We start from the raw sequence: 20611 nt of genomic DNA on the forward strand, positions 1-20611 counted from the left end.
CAGAGTAAAAATCCGGTTTACGCGTAGGAATCGCCCTTGAAACGAGCATTCGCAGGGTAACACCGCGACTTCCGGCAGAAAGGCGGTGCAATATATGGAAACAGATCGATTTGGCGTGACGGCGACGTCATGCCTGGCGTCCCGATATCTGTGGTTTGCAAAAACCCGTCAGGCACCCGTAGAGGTGCACTTTCTCCGAACCTGCCCTGAACCTTGAGAACGCTATGGAACCCGGAAACGCCCAGCTGTCGATGACGGTATTGATGACCCCCGACATGGCCAACTTCTCTGGCAATGTTCACGGCGGCACCCTGCTCAAGTACCTGGACGAAGTCGCCTACGCCTGCGCCAGCCGTTACGCCGGTCGCTATGTGGTGACACTGTCGGTGGATCAGGTGATTTTCCGCGAACCTATTCACGTGGGTGAACTGGTGACCTTTCTGGCGTCGGTCAACTACACCGGCAACACGTCCATGGAAGTCGGCATCAAGGTAGTGACCGAAAACATCCGCGAGCGCTCGGTGCGGCACACCAACAGCTGCTTTTTCACGATGGTCGCGGTGGACGACCAACGCAAACCGGCCGTCGTCCCGCCGCTGCAACCGCAGAACAGCGAAGACAAACGCCGCTTTATCCAGGCTCAGCAGCGTCGGCAGATCCGGCAGGAGCTGGAAAAGCGATATCAGGAAATCAAAGGCGACGTGTGAAGCACAGATCTTGAGCGGCGCCCCTCAGGATCTGCCGAAGGCTGCGATCTTTTCGTCGCAGCCCGCTTACAAAGTGATCGCCGTCGCCTCGAACCGTACCCGCGGATGGGCAATTCGGTCTTGCGCTCGCACCAGCTGCAGTTCGTAACTGGCGCAGGCCTGGGTTTCCAGCAGCACCTCATGCACCGCCGCCGCCGCAAACTCAAAGGCCTCCACCAGGCTATCGCCCAACAGCACACGCGCTAGAAACAACCCTGAAGTCAGATCGCCCACACCCACCGGTTGACGCGGGAATGCCAACAGCGGACGGCGCAGATGCCAATTTCCCTCGCCGGTCACTAGCAACATCTCAAAAACATCCGCTGGTTTACCGGGGTAGTCCAGATGTTTGACCAGCACCGCTTGCGGGCCGCGCGCCAACAAGGCGCGCGCCATGGCCAGGCAGTCGAACAGCGAGTGCGGCTTGCGCCCTGAAAAGCTGTCCAGCTCCAGCTGATTGGGGCACATGAAGTCGGCCATGGCAGCGGCTTCTTCCAGCAGGAAATCGCTGACTTCGGCCGGCACGCTGCAGCCTTTTTCCGGGTGCCCCATCACCGGGTCGCACAGGTACAACGCTTTCGGATTCGTTGACTTGATGCGCGCCACCCCAGTGAGGATAGCCCGCCCCTGGGCCGCGCTGCCAAGGTAACCGGACAGCACGGCGTCGCAGTTGCCCAGCTCGCCGATGGCGGCGATGCCTTCGATCAACGCAGGGATCTGCTGCGGCGCCAAGACCTCGCCGCTCCACTGACCATATTGTGTGTGATTGGAGAACTGCACGGTGTTGAGCGGCCAGACATTGACCCCGAGTCGCTGCATCGGGAAAACCGCCGCGCTGTTACCGGCGTGGCCAAACACCACGTGGGACTGGATGGCGAGCAGATGAGGCGTACGTTTCATGCGTCAGTTCCGTAAAACGGTTAAATTCAAGACGCGCAGTATGCGACGAAACGCAGCCTGTACGACACACCGGCGGGGCAGTTAAGCTGACGCTATCTTGTTGGAGCACCCTGCTGATGCTGACCCTCGGAAATATCTTCGTGCTGATGCTGCTCGCCGCTGGCGGCGCGTGGCTGTGGCACAACCATGGCTTGCGCGAACGGGCGTTGGAGCGGGTCAAGCAACATTGCGACAAACTCGGTATCGAGCTGCTGGACGGCAACGTTGCGTTGAAGAAAATCGCGTTCATCAAGGACGCCAATGGCCGCAGACGCCTGGCCCGCGTGTACAACTTTGAATTCACGGTGACCGGCGAGACGCGCCATGTCGGCACCATTACCCAATTCGGCGCGCACAGTGCGCAGATCGAACTGGCGCCCTACCCGATGCCTTTTGACGACACGCCGGTTGTTGACGATGTGGTGAAGCCCCGTGCCGAGGTCATCGAATTGAATCAGTGGCGGCAGGAACACACCAAGTGGCGTCCTTGAGTCAAGTCAACTCGAACGGCAATTGAGCAGCGCTGCGTGCAGTGCATCCACATCTTGCGGCTCGCTGAAGATCAACTCGATTCGCGAATCCTGCCGCCACTCACTGGGCTTCCACTCCAGATCCGAATTATCCAGCGCATTGGCCGACACCCAACCCTGACGGCTGTGGATAACCACCTTCGCCCGCCGCCACTGCAAGCCCTGAAGCCATTCAAAGATCCGCGCAGACTCGAGAAGCTGCGCAGGATGCCAGCGCCAGCCAATGCTCCAGCTGCCCTCCTGCGCGTTGTTCAGACAAATGGGCAGCGAAGGATCGGACCAAACGGCCGCCATCTGGGCCAAACCCTGTGGGACCACCAAGTTATCCAGACCCGCCAGCGCTTTCGTACCGAATCCTGGCAGGTTTTCCAAAGGCAGGACGGCGTGACGGGTCCAGAAAAGGGGAAGCGGGGGCAACAGTGAAACGATACGCTCGCGGGTGGCTTCATCGAGTGTTTCACACTTGTTGAGCAACAATAATCCGGCGCTGCTCAACGCGCCCTGCTGCGCCGTTTGCAAGCGTTTGCCGGCGGCGAGCGCCTGAGCGTCCAGCACCAACACGCACGGTTGCACGTTCAGTACGCCAAGCCAGGGCGCCTCGCTCAACTGCGCGAGCAATTGCGCCGGGTGGCCCAGCCCGGACGGCTCGATAAACAAGCGGTCCGGCCGCGCCTTGCGCAACAATCGTCCAAGACCGATCTGAAACGGCGCTCCGTTGACGCAACACAAACACCCGCCGGCCACTTCCCCCAATGCGATACCCTCGTCATCCTGGGTGAGCAACGCAGCGTCGAGTCCGATCTGGCCGAACTCGTTGATCAGCACCGCCCAGCGTTCATTCGGCGGACGCTGCGTCAACAGATGTTGGATCAGGCTGGTTTTGCCCGCGCCCAGTGGCCCGGCAATCACGTGTGTGGGAATGTTCTGGAGCATGATGAGGTTATCTGAGGAGGCACAATGTGGTTGAGGGGATTGTCCTTGTTATTGGCTTTTATGTCAGGGGAAGTGTTGGCTCAGGCATGTGTGGTACATAGTACAGCTGAACGTCTCGACGTGAAGGTCTGCCAGCAAAACCGCAGCATCCCGCAGAAGCTCTTCGCTGATGGCTTCTGCCAGCCCAACCTGCCGGGGCAGAAAGTCGAGGTGGAGTACGTCGATGAGTGCCCTGCCGGCGCCTTTGGCGTGTGCAGCAACGCGCAAGTTGCCAACATGCCTTACCGGCAGGACATTCACTATTACGGCGTGGCCACGGATGCGGCTTATTTGAAGCCTTTTTGCCAGGATCAGAGCCAGGGTTCCTGGCTTAAGCCTTGAGGGCGACGCGGACCCTACGCCGCTTCGTCATCCTGCCATGGACCAAACGGGTCAGGTAGCAGCTGCCAGGCTGTCACACCTGAAGCCATTTCAGCATCGGTTAACAGGCAGTGATCCAGCGCAGCGGTGAGCAGTGCAAAGTCGATGTTTTGGCCGATGAAAACCAGCTCCTGCCGGCAATCACCGGTGGTTTCATTCCAGTGTTTCATGATTGAAGCCGTGCTTTGCGCATCCTCGGGCCATTGGTCTTTCGAGACGAAACGCCACCAGCGACCGGCAAATCCGTAGCGCATCAGGCCACCTGCCTGGGACCAGCTGCCCGCATCCATGTGCTTGCTCGCCAACCAGAAAAAACCTTTCGAGCGCAGCAGTTTGCCATTGGTCCAGTGCCCTTCGATAAAGTCAAAAAAGCGTTGCGGATGGAAGGGTCTGCGCGCCCGGTAGGCCATACTGGCAATGCCATATTCAACGGTTTCCGGCACATGTTCACCTCGCATTTCACGCAACCAGCCCGGCGCCTGTGCGGCTTTATCGAAGTCGAAACGACCGGTGTTGAGGATCTTGCGCAGCGCAATTTCACCCATGACCATCGGGATAATCTCTGCCTGTGAGTTGAGTCGCTGAAGTATCGCAATCAGCTCCTGGCGCTCGTGGCCGCCGATCAAATCAATCTTGCTGATCAGAATGACGTCGGCGAATTCGATTTGCTCGATCAGCAGGTCAGTAATGGAACGTTCATCCGCATCACCCAGCGTTTCTCCACGTGACGCAAGGCTCTCGGCGGCCTGGTAATCCAGAAGGAAATTCATCCCGTCGACGACGGTGACCATGGTATCGAGCCGGGCAATATCGGCCAGACTCTGGCCGCTGTCATCGCGAAAGGTGAAGGTTTCTGCCACAGGCAGAGGCTCGGAAATCCCGGTGGACTCGATCAACAAGTAATCAAAACGCCCTTCTTTGGCGAGCTTGCTCACCTCTTCCAGCAGGTCCTCGCGCAACGTACAGCAGATGCAGCCGTTGCTCATCTCTACAAGTTTTTCCTCAGCACGGTTCAGGCTGACGTCGCGCTGGACCTCGCTGGCGTCGATATTGATCTCGCTCATGTCGTTGACGATGACAGCGACCCGGAGATTTTCACGGTTACGCAGCACGTAGTTGAGCAGCGTGCTTTTGCCAGCGCCGAGAAAGCCTGAAAGGACCGTGACAGGGAGTCGATTGGGCATCGTGTTTTCCTCATGGGGAGTATGAGCAGGCGCCCTCAAAGGCCAGCAAAAATGATCGCTCGGCAAAAAGGCGTGGTCGATTTAGATGTAATAACATAACATATACTAATCGATTTCCACGACGGAATTGCTCATGAATGCGCTAACGCTCCCGGATATCGCCGCCCAGGCCTCGCACACCCCGGTGCCGCTCGACTGGGTGGGCATGCACGGCATCGCCCTGCCGGTCATGTTTGACGGACAACGAATGAGTGCGAAAGCTGACGTCGGCGTGAGTCTTGATCAAGGTGAGACTCGCGGCATTCACATGTCGCGGCTCTATCTCGCACTTGGAATACTTGAGGACGAGGACCTCACGCCGACACTGCTACGGCGTTTGCTGGAACGCTTTCTCGACTCCCAGGAAGGCCTTTCAAGCAACGCTCACCTGAAAATACGCACAGAGTTGCTGTTGAGCAGGCCTGCGCTAATCAGCCCCTTATCGGGATGGAAAAGCTATCCCGTCACCGTGGCCGCCTCGCTTCAAAACGAGATGTTCCACGTGGAACTTGATATGGAAATTCCCTACTCCTCGACGTGCCCTTGCTCCGCCGCGCTGGCAAGGCAACTGGTCCAACAGCAATTCATCGATGATTTCGCCAACCGGTCACTGCGGCATGCTGACGTATTGGCATGGTTAGGTTCGCCGAACGGCATCGTCGCAACGCCCCATAGCCAGCGCAGTTGTGCGTACGTACACGTTCGCCTTGACGATTATCTGGACAATCTGCCGCTGGTGGCCGTTATCAATGACGCAGAAGCAGCGTTGGGAACAGCCGTGCAAACCGCCGTAAAACGTTCCGACGAGCAGGCATTCGCGTTGGCCAATGGACAGAATCTGATGTTTTGCGAAGATGCGGCGCGACGGTTGAACGTAGCGCTCAAGCGGTCTCCGGGAATCAAGGGCTTCCACCTCCGCGTGATCCACAGCGAAAGCCTGCACGCTCATGATGCCGTAGCAGTAAGCCGGTGGAACTGGGAGGCCGCATGATTGGCAACAACCCTTCAGGTGATCTGCCAAGGGCGTAGCGCGCACCCATGTGGATTGGGTGCGCGCCTGCAACGCATTGCAGAATGAATGCTGATCTGAAGTGCAGTCACCACTTCAAGCGCGCGGTTTGACTGTTCCGCATTCCTTGCCCAACCAGACAGCGCGAGTATCAAGACTACCCTTTTGCTGAATACCGGTCGCGTTAAAGGTGCCATTCACCTTGGTGGTGAATTCACGATCGCTAAGGAACGTTGCGACACCCGCGCCTTGCGCTTTCGGGCAGCTGAAGCGGAATTTCCACTGGTTACCCGTGCGCTCGGTGATCTGTTGCGTGCAACCCGACTGCGGGTCGGTCAACGGGATGTTGTCAGACTTCACTTGTTCTGGCGTCAGGCAAGCACGGATGCCTTTACCGCCCATGGTGATGCCCTGTTTCTCCAGCTGCGCGCGCTGCTCGGGGGTCATCTGGCTCTGAATCTGGCCGAGAATTAGTTGCAGGTCAGGCAAATTCTGGTCATCGACTTTCATGTTGCTTGAGGTCAGTTCCCACAACCCGGGTTGTAACATTTGCGCTTGGGCAGCGACGGGAAGTGTCAGACCAAAAGCCACGGCCAAACCCAGCAGACGTACGTTCATCGTGTAACTCCTGATCAGTAGTGGCCGTTAGACGTCAACCGCCAGCATCGGTTCATGGGCCAATTAAATAGCGACATTCTGCACGGAACATGGTCTGTTAAGCATTGAATCTTCAGGAGCAAGGCTGCCCCATGGATTATTTCGGCCCGCATGTTTTCGGTTACCTGATCGCATTGATTCACACCTTGGGCATGATCGCTGCGATCCATGCCGTATTGACCGTCCGTACAGCGCAAGGCGCCATCGCCTGGGCATTGTCACTTTTTTTCATGCCTTACCTCACGCTCATTCCGTATCTGGTATTCGGCAGCAGTACCTTCGATGGCTATATTCACGCGCGGCGCCAAGCCAACGAGGAAATGCGCACAGCCATCTCCGAGCTGAACTGGCGACCCTGGGTTGAGGAAGCATTGACCGCGCGCGCTTCCAGCGCGTATGCATCGCTGAGAGCCATGCCGAAGCTGGGACGCATGCCATGCCTGGCAAACAACGAAGTGCAACTGCTGATCAATGGGCATGCGACGTTCGAATCGATATTCGAAGCCATCCGAGGCGCCAAAGAAGCCGTGCTGATTCAATTCTTCATCATCCACGATGATCGGCTCGGCCGGCGTTTGCAGACATTGTTGCTGGAAAAAGCTGCCGAAGGCGTGGCTGTCTTCCTGCTGTACGACCGCATCGGCAGCCACTCCTTGCCCCACAGCTTTGTGCAGCCGCTGCGGGATGCCGGAGTGGAAGTCAAAGCGTTCGCCACGCGTAGCGGCTGGCTCAATCGCTTCCAGGTCAACTTCCGTAATCACCGCAAGATTGTCGTGGTCGATGGCGTTGTAGGCTTCGTTGGCGGTCATAACGTAGGCGACGAATACATGGGCGAGCAGCCCCCGCTGGCGCCCTGGCGCGATACCCACGTGCGGGTGAGCGGACCTGTAGTGGCGTGTATGCAGGAATCGTTCGCCGAAGACTGGTTCTGGGCCGCGCGCTCACTGCCACCGCTGATCCTGCCCGACACGTATCCGGAAGATGGCGTGCTCTGCCAATTACTCGCCAGCGGCCCGGCCGATTCCTATGAGACCTGCTCACTGTTCTTCGTTGAAGCTATCCACGCAGCGACCGAACGCGTGTGGATCACCAGTCCATATTTCATTCCTGATGAAGCGGTATTCGCCGCTTTGCGGCTTGCAGTATTGCGCGGGGTCGACGTGCGAATACTCTTGCCGTCGAGGCCCGATCACCGGATCGTTTACGCAGCTTCCAGCCTCTACGCCTTCGAAGCCGTGCGTGCCGGTGTGCGCGTGTTTCGCTACGAGCCAGGTTTCCTGCATCAAAAGGTCGTGTTGATCGACAGCGAAATCAGCGCAATCGGCAGTGCCAACATGGATAACCGTTCGTTCCGGCTCAATTTTGAAGTGATGTTGCTCACGGTCGACCGCGCATTCGCGGCCAAAGTGGAGCAGATGCTCAACGATGATTTTGCATACGCGCTGGAAATCGCCGCCCAAGATCGTCGGGAGACGCGCCGCTTGCAGCAGCTTGGCATGCGAGTCGCCCGATTAATCTCACCGATTCTCTAGGGTGTGTAGATGTCGTCGCGGGTCCAGGGCAGTTCATGACTGCCATCGGTGTGTGCCTTCACGGCAAGGATCTGGTGCAGGTTGATCCAGCCTCGAGCAAACGCATAAGCGCATCCGGCCAGGTACAGCCGCCAGATTCGCAAAACCTGCTCTGGCACCAGCTTTGAGGCGGTTTCCAGATTGTCTTCAAGCCGTTCGCTCCAATGGTCGAGCGTACGAGCGTAATGCAGACGCAAGCTTTCAACGTCGACAATCTCCAGACCGACTTCACTAATTTCGGCTGAGATCATCGACAGGTGCGGTAGCTCGCCATTGGGAAACACGTACTTCTCAATGAACTCCCCGGCACCACGTCCGACCGGACGCCCGTCCGTGTGCTTGGCCGTGATGCCATGATTCATTACCAGCCCGCCGTCCTTTACTGCGCCGAACAAGGTTTTGCAGTACTCGTGAAGATTCGCGTGGCCGACGTGTTCGAACATGCCGACGCTGACGACTTTATCGAAGCGACCGTCCTGCGGAAGATCGCGATAGTCGAGCAGTTGCAGTTCAATCAGATCCTCAAGACCTTCGGCCATTACCCGCTCACGAGCGAGGTCGAGTTGTTCTTTGCTAAGCGTGATACCGAAGACTTTTACGCCGAATTCCCTGGCGGCGTACCGAGCGAGCCCACCCCAACCGCAGCCTACGTCAAGAAGGTATTCGCCCGGCTGCAGCCGCAACTTGCGACACAAATGGCGAAATTTTGCTTGCTGCGCTTGTTCAAGGGATTCACTGCCCGTCTCGAAATAGGCACAGGAATAGGCCATGTCGCTGTCGAGCCAGAGCTGATAAAAGGCATTGGAAAGGTCGTAATGGTACGAAATAGCTTTGGCGTCCGTTTCCTTGTCATGCACGGTACGCACTGGTTGATTGTCATCGCCCTCATTCAGCAATGCCTGGCTCCACTCATCACACACCCGGATCACGTCGCTGATCGAGCCCTCAAGCTCGAGCTTGCCCTCCACGAACGCGGCCCCGAGAGCGTCCAGGCTCGGGTGCGTAAACTGGGTAACCATTTGTGGGTCCTTTACCACAATCGTGACGCTGGGCGTTGGCCCCAGATTGAATTCGTGGCCATCCCAGAGTCGCAGGCGAAGCGGTAGCTGCAGATTCTGTAAGGCCGGTGGAAGTTGCGAGAGCATGGAAAATCCCCCTTGTTTCAGACGTCTAACTTGAGGGTAGACCATCGGTGGAAAATAGCGGGCTATCGATCAAATAGCGTTTTCCATAAGCCAGCCTTCAGATACTGATATTTGTTCCACGTGGAACCTCTTTTTGCAAACAAAGGCGACTGGATTAGAGGCAAGTTTTCGACGGCCAGCGAAAGACGCGCAATGGCGAAGCAGCCATCAGCTTTACGGCAGATGTGCCAGCGGTAATGCCCCAGGCGCTTTCACTGTATTGATCGCGAAGTTGCTGCGGATATCACTGATGCCTGGCAGCTTCAATAATCTCTCCGAGAGAAAGCGGTCATAACTGCGCAAATCCGGCACGACTATCTGTAGCAGAAAGTCGGATTCTCCTGACACCAGGAACGCCGAAATCACTTCAGGCAATGCCGTGACTGCCAGGCGAAAGGCTTCTGCGCGTTCGTCGTTATGGCGTTCCACTTTGACCCCCACGAAAATGGTCAGGCCGAGCCCCACTTCGTCTCGATCCAGAATCGCCTGATAGCCTCGAATCACGCCCGCTTCTTCGAGCATCCTCACCCTGCGCAAACACGGCGAGGCCGACAGGCCAATCTCGTCGGCCAGTTGCACGTTGCTAAGCCGGCCATCGCGTTGCAAAGCGGCCAGAATCTTGCGGTCAAAAGCATCCAGTTTCAAATTGGCAGATCCTGATAGTCCGAACCGCCGAAGGCGGTCCGCTGTGCCAATACTAGCCCGATTACCGCCTGACTACGCAACCACCTGCCCTGCCAATGCGCCATACACTCTGGCATCGAACTGACGATGCACAAGGAGCTGAACGTGAGCGAACTCTGGCCGTTTTTGATGGCGTTGGCGGTGGTTTTTTTACTTCCGGGCCCGGACATGATTTTGCTGCTACAGACTGGCGCCCGTCACGGCAAAGGCTCGGCCTTGGCTACCGCGATCGGTTTAGGTGTCGCCCGTGCCTGCCACGTGGCATTGGCCGCGCTGGGTCTGGCGGCACTGTTCAAAGCGGCACCCTGGACGTTCGACGTGGTGCGTTACGCCGGCGCCGCTTACCTGCTATGGATCGGCATTCAATGCCTGAGAACCACGCTGCTCCCGCCTGCTGAAAGCGCGGCATCAAATCCTGGACCGACTCAGTGGCGTGCAGCCATCCAGCGCGGACTACTGACCAATCTGCTCAACCCGAAGGCGCTGCTGTTCTGCTCGGTGCTACTGCCGCAGTTTATCGAACCGCACGCCGGATCGGTGCTTGGCCAGTTCGCCATCCTTGGCGTGGCGCTGGTGGTGGTCGGTTTAGTCTTCGACAGCACTTATGCATTCGCCGGCGTAGCACTTGGCCGCTGGCTGCAGCGCAACCCTGGGGCGCAGCGATTGCAACAATGGCTGTTTGGCAGCCTGCTGATTGGATTTGCCATGCGCCTGACCTTCGTGCAGCAGGCGTGATCAGGCCCGCTGCACTCGCTTGCGACGGATGATCAGCCACAATGCCGCAGCCGTGAACGCGATCACGCTACCGTATTGCAGCGGCTTTTTATAAGGTCTCAGTGCAGCGTGGATCGGGCTCAATGCCTGGGTCACGTAACGTTTGTCGGCGTTCTGGAAGTCCGGGTGTTGGCATTGCTCGCCAAAGAACAGCGCCCATTGCACGTACGGACCTTCCTTCACGTAGCGTCGATAGAACAGCGCTTTTTCTTGCTCATCGGTATTCCATCCCGTCGCCGCGCACAGCACAGCCGCGAACGCCTGGCTGGAGCGCGGCAGATTATCCGCGGCGCGATTGGCCAGGGCGTTCGCGACAAACCGGTAGTGATAGCGTTGATCAGGCTGCGCGGCATTCTCCTGCTGACGCTGGACTTCATCCTCAGACACCAGCGACCCTACACGCAGCGGGGTCGTCTGGAAACTGTAATTGCCGCCGAACGTGGCGTAATCCGGAGCCATCTCATAACTGATGATGTCCATGCCCCAATCGCGCGCCATCCACGCCGAATTGTACAATGCCGCCGCACGCGTCGTCGGCCACCAGGCTGCTTGTGCTTCCTTGCGCTGCTGACCATAAGCCCTGGCCTTGTGTTGCAGATCGACATCGCCAAAGTATCCCGGTGCCTCCTCATAGCGCTCTTCTCGAAGCAGGCGTCGCCCGAGCAGATCACGCAATCTTGCAGCCACCGCCACAGGTACGTAGTTGTCCCGGTCCTGCTGACTCAGCGCAGGCGGCGCCGGTACGTGGTTGTCCACGTATTGCTTGAGCTCATCCACGCTCAGCACACGTTCGGCAACGGTGGCGGCGTCAAACCAGTAAATGCCATTACTGCGATACAGTTGATCAAACGCCTGAAGGTAATCCCCGCGCTGCAACGCAAGAATTGCACTTTCGCCTTCGACCCTGCATCTGGGTTGCAGCGATTCGATATTCCAGTCCAGTGTGCGTCGCTCGCCCCAGGACTCGTCTTGCGGGAAGGCTTTAGCTGCCCTCGCGTAGGCCGCGGCCGCAGCCAATTTGTCGCCGTCTCGCACGGCCAGTTTTGCCCGCAGCCACCACGCCAGTCCGCCATCCCCTGCGTGCTCAAGGAGCGCTTTGGCATTGCCGTAATCACCTTGTTGGTAACTGACCGCTGCCAGACGATCAGCATTCTCGAAGGTGCCACGGGTGCTGCTTTGCAGGAGTTTGATTAGCTTCTTTTCGTTGGGCGGTTGCTCACCGAATGACCAGCCGAGTCGGCTGATCAACGATGCCGTGATCAATTGTTGCACCGGCTTGTGCTGCAGCAACGAGGACAATTGATCGTCCGGCATCGAGCTCAGCTGGGCCACCAGCAACTTCAGCGAGGTGTAACCCACCGCCGAACCCTGGGCATTTTGTGTGGCGTAAAGATCGATGGCCCTGCTCCAGTCACCGGAACCGAGCGCTACACGCGCTTGCTCACCGAGGCTGGCCACACCCAGTTCCAGTGGGTCGCTGAAACCATCGATGCTCAGTTGTCGCGTCAGCTCGAAGGCCTTCTGCGAGTGATCGAACAAATCTGGCGAGGCGTCCGCTTCAGCGCTCATCGCAAACAGCGCACGGCCCAACGAGTAAGCTGCCCAGGTGCTGCGTAAAGCGCGCTGCTGCGGCGCAAGCGTGAGCACACGCTGAAAATAATCGACGGCCAGGGGATAATCGCCAGCGTTGAAAGCAACAGCGCCCGCCAGATAAAGCCTGACCTCACTGGACAGACTCGCGCCTTGAATCTCGACATCGTGAGCATCGGTCAAGGTGCGCAGGTGCCTGATCAGAGCTTGCTGTTGAGCGGACAGCCCAGCCGATTCCGCTAGATTGCGCTGTTCTGCGAGGTCCAGCGCAGCACTCTCGCCGACGGGCACAGCGATTTTTTTCAAACCGTTGACAGCTTGCCCGAGACGACTGACTTCGAACCGGAAATTGCCTTCCGGCAACTCCGCCAGCGACTGCCCACGATTGTCGAGCAGGCGCATCGGGAAATCCGGGCCGCACGCCACGGCCGTTCCCAACGGGAAGCCCAGACCAAGACACAGCAGATGGCGGGGCCAGTTACGGGTCAACATTCGAATTTCCTTGGTCAATCGATGCGCAGCGCGCCCAGCCGATGGCGCGCTGTCCGCCGGCCAGTATCCGGCCTTCACGCAGGCGGGTGAAGGTAAGCAGTTCCGGACTCTGTTGCAACGCGTAACCGGCCAACGCGTCCGCGCCTTCGCAACCTTGCACGGCGAGCGTCAGACGTTCGGGCCAGGCACTGTCAAGGTTGCCCTGATTGCTCAGACTGATGTCATACAGGCCTTGATGACTGGACAGCTTCACCGTCAAGCGGTTGTCGAGCGCCACACCCTGCGCCACTGCGCGCAGCGTCGTCAGGCTCCACGCCCTGCGATCAGTGCTCAACGGCAGGCGGAACCAGATCAAGCCCGCCAAATGTGTCGGCGGGTTGTCGCGCAAGTCTGCCGCGAGTCGACTCAACTGCTGCGGATCAGCCAGCAACTCCCGCCGCTCTCCCCCTTGCTCAAGTGCAACTTCGCTTTCCACGAGCGGGACACCGTCGCCGGGCAATAGCGCGACACCGTAGGCCGGCAGCGCCAGATAAAAGGGTTTGGCCGTTACGCTGCTCCACCGGATCGCCCACTTCCTTGCCTTGAACGGATCGAACAGACCGCTTCGTGGATCGCTCACCGCGTGCACTTGCAGAACGCTACTGTCGACCGAGTCCAACAGCGCTGGCAATTCATGACTGTCGAGCCAGGAAGGTAAAGCGGTGATGCTCAGCGGTAGCGAGGCCGGCAGCACGCCGCGCACGTTCACCAGCAGTTTCCGATATTCCCTTAGCCGGGCCGTACCGGCGTCGTGATCGATTTCTACACCCGAGATGATCAATCCCTGCGCCGCCCAAGCACTGAGCAGCTGTCGGATCTGCGCTGTGATTTCTTCCTGATCGAGTGCGTGCAATTGGCCATCGAGTCGGACCACCGCAATCAGTGGCCGACCATCGGCTTTGAGCAACGCCGGGTTTATGCGTGCCCGCACCCAGCCTTCCCGGGGAAATGCCTGCAGAGCTAATACCCGCAAAGTGGAAAAGTCGGATCGGCTTTCGCGCAGTGCCGTTTCGTGAGCCGGCGTCCATTGCCGCTGCCAGACGTAGACGTGCTGATCGAGCGGCGGCGTTTCACCTGGCTTGCAGCCACACAGCGGCGCCAACACCACTAGCAAAATCGACAGACGAGCAAGAAAAACCATAAAGCATCCTTGGAGACTGCCCCAAGCAGCGTCTGCCAGATGCTACAGGTCCAGCACCAGAGGCTGCGAGCCTTGCGCCGGAATCGCACAGCAAATCAGCACCTGCCCTTCATCCGGAACCCCGGCTGGCGGCTGTGGATAACTGACCAGCCCACTGATCAGACGGGTTTTGCACGTACCGCACGAGCCGCCGCGACAACTGAACTCGGGTTGCAAACCCCGGCTTTCCGCCAACTCCAGCAAACTACCGCCGTTCGGATGCCAGCGCGCTTCTTTCGCCGAACGCTGGAAAACGACCGACATTGAGGTTGTGGCTGCCGGTGGCTGTTGGATCACGACGGCATCGGGGTCCGGTTGCCGACGTAGAGTCGAAGGCCCGAATGTTTCGGCGTGTATTCTTGCATCGCGAACAGCCATCTCTCGCAGACTGTCATAAAGACCTTGGGTAAAACTGCCTGGCCCGCACAGCACAAAATCCACCTGATCGTAGTCTCCGCCCTCCAGGACACTGTTCAATAGTGCGGTGTCGATGCGCCCGATCCGATCGAAGCCTTCACCCTCCCGCGCGTCGGTTTCCGGCTGACTGAGCAGGCGCAGCATCCGCACCGCGCCCCCGGCGCTTTCCAGTAAACGATCCACTTCCACGCGAAACGGCTGATCGGCCAAAGTGCGTGAACTCTGCAAAATCCACGTAGGACGAATGTGCCGTGTGCGCAGGCCTTGATAAACCACTTCCCGCAACATCGATAACAACGGCGTAATACCTACCCCTGCAGCGAGTAAAACCAAGGGTCTGCGCTCGTGCGCCGAAACGGTGAAATGCCCTTGCGGTGCTCGCGCCTCCAGAAGATCACCCACCTCCAGCTGATCGTGCAAATGCATGGATACCACGCCTTCGCGTTTGACACTGATGCGGAAAAAGTCATCGGATGGCGCGCTCGACAGGCTGTAGGTGCGAATGTGCACCGCTCCGTCGATGTTGAATCGCACGGGCAAATGTTGCCCTGCCTGGAATACAGGCAACCCGGCATGATCGGTTGGCTCCAGATAGATCGATCGAATGCTGTGGCTTTCCTGCTCAATCCGAGCAACACGCAGCAGCCGCCAACGATCGCCCAAAGCCTGTGCCTGCAGCCGGGCATTCGCCTGATCCCATGTGCCGGTCATCAGACTATTGGGTGACACGCCGTCGAATCGCCACCGCAAGGCCAATGCAGCAGGCCGACGAATCACGCGTTCCACGTGGAACATCCAGAACCGTTCTGCACCCTGGAAGGCATCAATTTCAGGCCCAGCAAGGACAAGCTCGGTTCGGCCATACAAATGCAGCAGATCACCGGTTTCAAAATCGATGAACAACAAACCGGCACGGGGATTCAGTAGCAGATTACCCAAGGTATTGAAGTGCAGGTTGCCGGCGAAATCCGGAATGGTCAGCCGATTATCTTCCACCCGGACAAAACCGGCCTGACCGCCTCGATGGGACACGTCCACGGATCGCTCATCGGAAATATCCACATAACTGGCGACGAAAAAAGTATCGGAGGCATTGATCATGGCGACTGCCGCTTCGTCCAGACTGTCGAGGTGTGAAACAAGCCGTGTGGACGGAGTCGCCAAAGGCACCGAGTGAAACTGGCGCAGCTGAATGTACTGCGGGCAGTTGCCGAAAGATTGCTCGACCGACACATCGAACCCATATGAAGACAGCGTATTGATGCGACCATTGATGCGGTTGCGGCGGCGGGTGTGCAACTCAATTCCGAGCAATCCGATTGCCGCGCCATCGCTCAATTGCGCCGGGTCATCGGCGGCTGGCAAGCTGCTGAAACGCAGTGTGCCCGGTGCCGGGGAATGAGCGAAGCCAGGCTCCCCTTCAAGAATGCTGGCCCAAGGATTGCCTTGCGGATCGACCGCGCCGTACACCATGAACGGCAACTGCTGGTAGAAATTGCGATGCTGATCAGGCATTTCGCTGCGAATGACTCTTCGGCCGAATGCTTCCATGCGCTCGGCGACACCCACGCGTTCCTGCAACTGCTTCTCGCCTGCATGCCACGGTGAACGATCCATAACGACTTCTCCCCTGCGATGGCGCAGCGTTTCGGCCCGAACATGTCGGGCCGACAGCTTCAGGCAGTTGCTTGCAGGCCGACCGCCGTGCGCGGCATACCGACAAAACCGGGCAAGGCTTCGACCCGCGCCAGCCACGCATGAATATTCGCGTAGTCATCCAGGGAGACATTGCCTTCAGGTGCATGAGCGATATAACTGTACGCAGCGACATCGGCGATGGTGGGTTCGTCGCCGACCAGGAATGCAGCTCCAGCTAGCTCCTGATCAATCATCTGCAGCCAGGTGTGGGCGTAAGCGATGACTTCCTCAGCGTTATATGAGGCGCCGAACACCGTTATCAGCCGCGCTCTGGCAGGACCGAAGGCAATCGGCCCGGCAGCGATCGACAGCCAGCGCTGCACTTTCGCCGCGCCAACCGGATCAGCAGGCAACCAATGACCTTGACCGTATTTCTGCGCCAGGTACACCAGAATCGCATTGGAATCGGCGAGCACCACACCTTGGTCATCAATGGCTGGCACCTGACCCAGCGGGTTGATCGCCAGATAGTCAGGTTGTTTATGCGCGCCTTTCGCCAGGTCGACAAATATCAGCTCGGTCGGCAATTGCATCAGCGATAGCATCAGTTCCACACGGTGAGCGTGGCCGGAACGCGGGAAGTTGTAGAGTTTGATGGCTTGCATGGTCGACTCCGCTGGGGGGTGGCGCTATTCAGGAAGATCAACGCCAATGGCTGCCCATCTTCCTCTCGCCATCTCGCCAACAGAATCACCACGCGGTGCAATCCGTTATTTCAGCCCATGCAATAACACGCCAGACTCAGCTATGCAGCGCGGGATGATTGCGCAGCGTTTGCACGACAAGATCGACGAAGCTGCGCACTCGCGCGGGTGCATTGCGCCCACCCTGATAGATCACATGAACAGGTAGCGGAGGCAGTTCGAAATCGGCCAGTACAATTTCCAGATCCCCGGCCGCCACTTGCCTGGCAACCTGATAAGACAGCACCCGGGTGAAGCCTGCGCCCAGGCAGGCGGCGGTGATCGCTGCCTGATTTGAGGTCACCACCAGTCGCGCCTCGGGGCGCACAGTCAGCGGCGTACCGGCGTGCAGAAAAGGCCAACTCCGCTGCTGACCAATCGCCGAGGTTGCAACGATCGGCAGATGAGCAAGCTCTTGAGGGTGCTGTGGCCGGCCGTGAACCGCCAGACAATTCGGTGAGGCGCAAATCACCCGACGAATCTCCCCCACACGGATCGCATGCTGATTGCTGTCGGGCAACTCGGCGATACGCACGGCGACATCAATGCCCTCCTCCACCATGCTCACCACACGATCAACGATCAAAGCGTTGATCGTGACGTCGGGAAACCGGCTCAGGTAATCCACCATCACCGGTGTTATGAACAGTTCCCCGAACAACACCGATGCAGTAATCGAAAGCTGCCCACGCGGCTGGGTATGGCTTCCCGCTGCCGAATCCTCCGCCTCCTGCACCTCGCTGAGAATTCTCCGACAATCTTCGAGGTAGCGTTGACCAGCCTCACTCAAAAACACAGTGCGCGTGGTCCGCGTGAGCAACGGCGTGCCAATACGATTCTCCAGCGCTGCGACGGCGCGGGTGACACTCGCAGCCGACATGCCCAGGCGTCGAGCCGCCGCAGAAAAGCCCTGGTCCTGAGCGACAGCCACGAAAACCTGCATTTCCTGAAAGCGGTCCAATGGACATGTCCTCGGTTTACCATTGCGTCATGCAGCGGCTGAATGTTCAGGTCAAATTTAACCGAGGTTTAAGTAAATCGGCATCACGTGATCGAGCGTCAATGGTGCCAACTGTAATTGCGCGTAGCTATGACGGTCGACCCAAATCGCCTCCTCTATCTCGGCAGCGATGTTGACCGGGCCGCTGACTGCGATCTGAAACAACTCGCAGTGCACTTCGAAACCGGGTTCGTTGGCTGCCGGGGCGCTGAATGCGCCTAAAAACTGCGCGCGGGTAGTATCGAGCTCAATTCCGAGTTCTTCGTCAAGTTCGCGGACCAAAGCCTGTACCGCCCGTTCACCCGGTTCAATCTTGCCCCCCGGTTGCATGAAAAAAACAGTGTTGCGCTTGCGCACCAACAGAGTCTTGCCATCGTCGCCGATCAATAGAGCAGCAGCGATGTGGATTGTTTGCGTCATGAATCAGCCTATATGGGGCGTAAAGGAATGTGGATACACCACAGCGTTTCTTTTTTCCAGAAATACTATCGTCCATCGGTACTTGGCAGCTGCGGCAACTACGAAAACATCGCGTCGGCGTCGGACTATAACGCCGCGTATCGTCGCCAGGATCGAACGGCTTCATATCGCTTGGGCATGCCGAGGTAGGGCGATAGAAATCAGGGCGGCCAGCAACACGAAGGCGCTCGATATCCACAAACACGCCCCCAGCCCATACACTTGATAAACCCAGCCGGACAGCACCGTACCGATCAGCCGCCCCATGGCATTCGACATGTAATAGAAACCCACATCCAGCGATACGCCATCTTCCTTGGCATAGGAGACGATCAGGTAACTGTGCAGCGAGGAGTTCACCGCGAACAGTGCGCCGAAAACCATCAGTCCGCCGAGCAAGACGACCTGTTGGGACATTCCTGTACTGAGGCCGAGAGCTATCGCTGCCGGCAATCCCGCGAGAGCGAGTGCCCACCACAAGGCCGCTCGACCATCCGGCACGCGGCCCTGTTTTTTGCCGGTGATGTTGGGCGCCAAAGACTGCACGATGCCGTAGCCAATCACCCAGGCTGCAAGGAAACCGCCGACTTTCCAGAAGTCCCAGCCAAACACTCTGCTCAGGTACACCGGCAGGGCCACCACAAACCAGACATCGCGGGCACCGAACAGAAACATCCGCGCCGCCGAGAGGATATTGATCGCCCGACTCTTGGACAGGATGTCGCGAAACCTGGGTTTAGCTTTTGCCTTGCCCAAATCTTTCTTCAACAGAATCACACTACCGATCCAGATCAGCGCCAAGACACCCGCCATGACCAGTAACGCGCCTTTGAATCCAATCAAGGCCAACAAGGCTCCGCCGAGAAAGAAGCCAACCCCTTTAAGTGCGTTTTTCGAACCGGTGAGGATTGCCACCCACTTGTACAGCTGCCCCTGCTGCCCATCCGGAACCAGCAGCTTGATGGAGCTTTTGGCACTCATCTTGTTCAGGTCTTTGGCAATCCCCGACAGCGCCTGAGCAACCATAACCCACGGGATGGTTAGCCAGGCAGCCGGAACCGTCAGCATCAGCAGCGCTGCGACCTGGATGCCCAGTCCGATGTTCATGGTCCGGTTCAGCCCTAGCCGGGCGCCGAGGTAGCCACCCACCAGGTTGGTGATTACCCCAAAGATTTCGTAGAACAGAAACAACGCCGCGATTTGCAGCGGGCTGTAGCCCAGCGCGTGAAAGTGCAGGACCACCAACATGCGCAGGGCGCCGTCGGTGAGGGTGAAGGCCCAGTAGTTGCCCGTAACGAGCAGGTACTGCCGCACTTGCGGAGCGAGGGCTGACAACGCTTTCATAACCGCTCCTTAAACTGCCAGACCAACCATTTTAGCCAGCTCGACGGTACGGTTGGCGTAGCCCCACTCGTTGTCGTACCACGCATAGATTTTGACCTGAGTGCCGTTGATAACCATGGTCGACAGCGCATCGATAATCGACGAACGCGGATCGGTGCGGTAGTCGATGGACACCAGTGGACGCTCCTCGAAACCGAGGATGTCTTTCAGCTCGTTCTCGGAAGCTTCTTTGAGAAGTTGATTCACCTCCTCGACCGTGGTCGCACGCTCGACTTCAAAGACGCAGTCAGTCAACGAAGCGTTGGCCAGCGGCACCCGTACGGCGTGACCATTGAGGCGTCCGCGCAGCTCCGGGAAGATTTCCGCAATGGCGGTGGCCGAACCGGTACTGGTAGGAATGAGGCTCATGCCCGATGCGCGTGCCCGACGCAGATCCTTGTGGGGCTGATCCAGGATGCTTTGGGTGTTGGTCAGGTCGTGGATGGTCGTGATCGAACCGTGACGAATACCCAGCTTCTCGTGGATGACCTTGACCACTGGCGCCAGACAGTTGGTGGTGCACGAAGCAGCGGTGACGATGCGATGTTCCGCCGCATTGAACAGCTGATGATTGACGCCCATGACGACGTTCAGCGCGCTTTTTTCCTTCACGGGGGCGCAGACCACCACGCGCTTCACGCCTTGGTCGAGGTAAGCCTGAAGCACAGCGACGCTCTTCATCTTGCCGCTGGCTTCAATCACCAGATCGCAGTCCGACCAGTCGGTATCGGCAATAGCCTTGTGGGCCGTCACCTTGATCCGCTTGCCGTCGATGACGATGCTGTTGCCCTCGGACTCGGCCTGGTCATTCCAACGGCCATGTATCGAGTCGAAGTTCAACAGATGCGCATGGGTCGCCGCATCGCCTGCCGGATCATTGATATGCACGAACTCGAACTCCGGCCAGCTCCAGGCTGCTCGCAGCGCGAGGCGACCGATCCGGCCAAAACCATTGATGCCAACTTTGATAGTCATGTTGTTGTGCTCCGAATCTGGGAGT

General features: G+C 58.3%; 20 protein-coding genes. 6 read left to right on the plus strand and 14 right to left on the minus strand.

Going from position 1 to position 20611, the window contains the following annotated elements; all coding sequences use genetic code 11:
- The first annotated feature begins 224 nt into the window (after positions 1-224).
- Complete coding sequence (locus ACYZT1_RS00600) at positions 225-707, plus strand: acyl-CoA thioesterase (protein ID WP_028620392.1); 483 nt, start codon at positions 225-227, stop codon at positions 705-707.
- A gap of 66 nt (positions 708-773) precedes the next feature.
- On the opposite strand, the gene pdxY is transcribed toward ACYZT1_RS00600, so the two are convergent.
- Positions 774-1646, minus strand: a complete 873-nt coding sequence (pdxY, locus tag ACYZT1_RS00605; RefSeq protein WP_462017191.1) for a pyridoxal kinase PdxY — start codon at positions 1644-1646, stop codon at positions 774-776.
- Between the two features lie 116 nt (positions 1647-1762).
- On the opposite strand from pdxY, the gene ACYZT1_RS00610 reads away from it, so the two are divergent.
- The gene (locus tag ACYZT1_RS00610) at positions 1763-2176 is read left to right on the plus strand and encodes a DUF3301 domain-containing protein (protein ID WP_462017192.1); all 414 of its coding nucleotides are present in this window, start codon (positions 1763-1765) and stop codon (positions 2174-2176) included.
- Between the two features lie 6 nt (positions 2177-2182).
- On the opposite strand, the gene ACYZT1_RS00615 is transcribed toward ACYZT1_RS00610, so the two are convergent.
- Positions 2183-3148, minus strand: coding sequence for a CobW family GTP-binding protein (locus ACYZT1_RS00615; protein ID WP_462017193.1), 966 nt, complete (start codon positions 3146-3148; stop codon positions 2183-2185).
- A gap of 24 nt (positions 3149-3172) precedes the next feature.
- Between ACYZT1_RS00615 and ACYZT1_RS00620 the strand changes: the two genes are divergently transcribed.
- Complete coding sequence (locus ACYZT1_RS00620; RefSeq protein ID WP_462017194.1) at positions 3173-3529, plus strand: NADH:ubiquinone oxidoreductase; 357 nt, start codon at positions 3173-3175, stop codon at positions 3527-3529.
- Positions 3530-3543: 14 nt separating this feature from the next.
- On the opposite strand, the gene zigA is transcribed toward ACYZT1_RS00620, so the two are convergent.
- The gene (gene zigA, locus ACYZT1_RS00625) at positions 3544-4752 is read right to left on the minus strand and encodes a zinc metallochaperone GTPase ZigA (RefSeq protein ID WP_462017195.1); all 1209 of its coding nucleotides are present in this window, start codon (positions 4750-4752) and stop codon (positions 3544-3546) included.
- A gap of 133 nt (positions 4753-4885) precedes the next feature.
- Between zigA and folE2 the strand changes: the two genes are divergently transcribed.
- The gene (gene folE2 / locus ACYZT1_RS00630; protein ID WP_462017196.1) at positions 4886-5782 is read left to right on the plus strand and encodes a GTP cyclohydrolase FolE2; all 897 of its coding nucleotides are present in this window, start codon (positions 4886-4888) and stop codon (positions 5780-5782) included.
- Positions 5783-5896: 114 nt separating this feature from the next.
- Here the strand turns inward: folE2 and ACYZT1_RS00635 are convergent, their stop codons facing one another.
- Positions 5897-6418: a DUF3617 domain-containing protein gene (locus tag ACYZT1_RS00635; protein ID WP_462017197.1), complete on the minus strand. Its 522-nt coding sequence runs from the start codon at positions 6416-6418 to the stop codon at positions 5897-5899.
- 131 nt (positions 6419-6549) lie between these two features.
- Between ACYZT1_RS00635 and cls the strand changes: the two genes are divergently transcribed.
- The gene (cls, locus tag ACYZT1_RS00640; protein WP_462017198.1) at positions 6550-7989 is read left to right on the plus strand and encodes a cardiolipin synthase; all 1440 of its coding nucleotides are present in this window, start codon (positions 6550-6552) and stop codon (positions 7987-7989) included.
- On the opposite strand, the gene cfaB is transcribed toward cls, so the two are convergent.
- Positions 7986-9173, minus strand: coding sequence for a C17 cyclopropane fatty acid synthase CfaB (gene cfaB, locus ACYZT1_RS00645; protein WP_462017199.1), 1188 nt, complete (start codon positions 9171-9173; stop codon positions 7986-7988). The two genes, cls and cfaB, sit on opposite strands and share 4 nt — an antisense overlap.
- 213 nt (positions 9174-9386) lie before the next feature.
- Positions 9387-9857 (minus strand): Lrp/AsnC family transcriptional regulator, encoded by a 471-nt coding sequence (locus ACYZT1_RS00650; RefSeq protein WP_462017200.1) that lies wholly within the window; start codon positions 9855-9857, stop codon positions 9387-9389.
- Between the two features lie 126 nt (positions 9858-9983).
- On the opposite strand from ACYZT1_RS00650, the gene ACYZT1_RS00655 reads away from it, so the two are divergent.
- A complete protein-coding gene (locus ACYZT1_RS00655) occupies positions 9984-10631 on the plus strand; it encodes a LysE family translocator (RefSeq protein WP_462017201.1) in 648 nt (215 codons plus the stop codon).
- Here ACYZT1_RS00655 and ACYZT1_RS00660 read toward each other — a convergent pair whose 3' ends face one another.
- The 8 genes from ACYZT1_RS00660 to ACYZT1_RS00695 form a co-directional block, all read right to left on the minus strand.
- Positions 10632-12752 carry a hypothetical protein gene (locus tag ACYZT1_RS00660; RefSeq protein ID WP_462017202.1) on the minus strand — a complete coding sequence of 707 codons (2121 nt, stop codon included), beginning with the start codon at positions 12750-12752 and terminating at the stop codon, positions 10632-10634.
- Positions 12739-13932 carry a DUF3142 domain-containing protein gene (locus ACYZT1_RS00665; protein WP_462017203.1) on the minus strand — a complete coding sequence of 398 codons (1194 nt, stop codon included), beginning with the start codon at positions 13930-13932 and terminating at the stop codon, positions 12739-12741. The genes ACYZT1_RS00660 and ACYZT1_RS00665 overlap by 14 nt, the downstream gene beginning before the upstream one ends.
- Before the next feature lie 42 nt (positions 13933-13974).
- Positions 13975-16005, minus strand: a complete 2031-nt coding sequence (locus tag ACYZT1_RS00670) for a pyridoxamine 5'-phosphate oxidase family protein (RefSeq protein WP_462017204.1) — start codon at positions 16003-16005, stop codon at positions 13975-13977.
- 59 nt (positions 16006-16064) lie between these two features.
- Positions 16065-16691, minus strand: coding sequence for a glutathione S-transferase family protein (locus tag ACYZT1_RS00675; RefSeq protein ID WP_462017205.1), 627 nt, complete (start codon positions 16689-16691; stop codon positions 16065-16067).
- Positions 16692-16827: 136 nt separating this feature from the next.
- Positions 16828-17730, minus strand: a complete 903-nt coding sequence (locus ACYZT1_RS00680; RefSeq protein WP_462017206.1) for a LysR family transcriptional regulator — start codon at positions 17728-17730, stop codon at positions 16828-16830.
- A gap of 57 nt (positions 17731-17787) precedes the next feature.
- A complete protein-coding gene (locus ACYZT1_RS00685) occupies positions 17788-18189 on the minus strand; it encodes an NUDIX hydrolase (protein WP_462017207.1) in 402 nt (133 codons plus the stop codon).
- A 162-nt stretch (positions 18190-18351) separates the two neighbouring features.
- Positions 18352-19572, minus strand: a complete 1221-nt coding sequence (gene arsJ, locus ACYZT1_RS00690; protein ID WP_462017208.1) for an organoarsenical effux MFS transporter ArsJ — start codon at positions 19570-19572, stop codon at positions 18352-18354.
- Between the two features lie 9 nt (positions 19573-19581).
- Positions 19582-20586 (minus strand): ArsJ-associated glyceraldehyde-3-phosphate dehydrogenase, encoded by a 1005-nt coding sequence (locus tag ACYZT1_RS00695; protein ID WP_462017209.1) that lies wholly within the window; start codon positions 20584-20586, stop codon positions 19582-19584.
- Positions 20587-20611 lie beyond the last annotated feature (25 nt).

It is taken from the genome of Pseudomonas sp. PB3P13 (assembly GCF_054897735.1).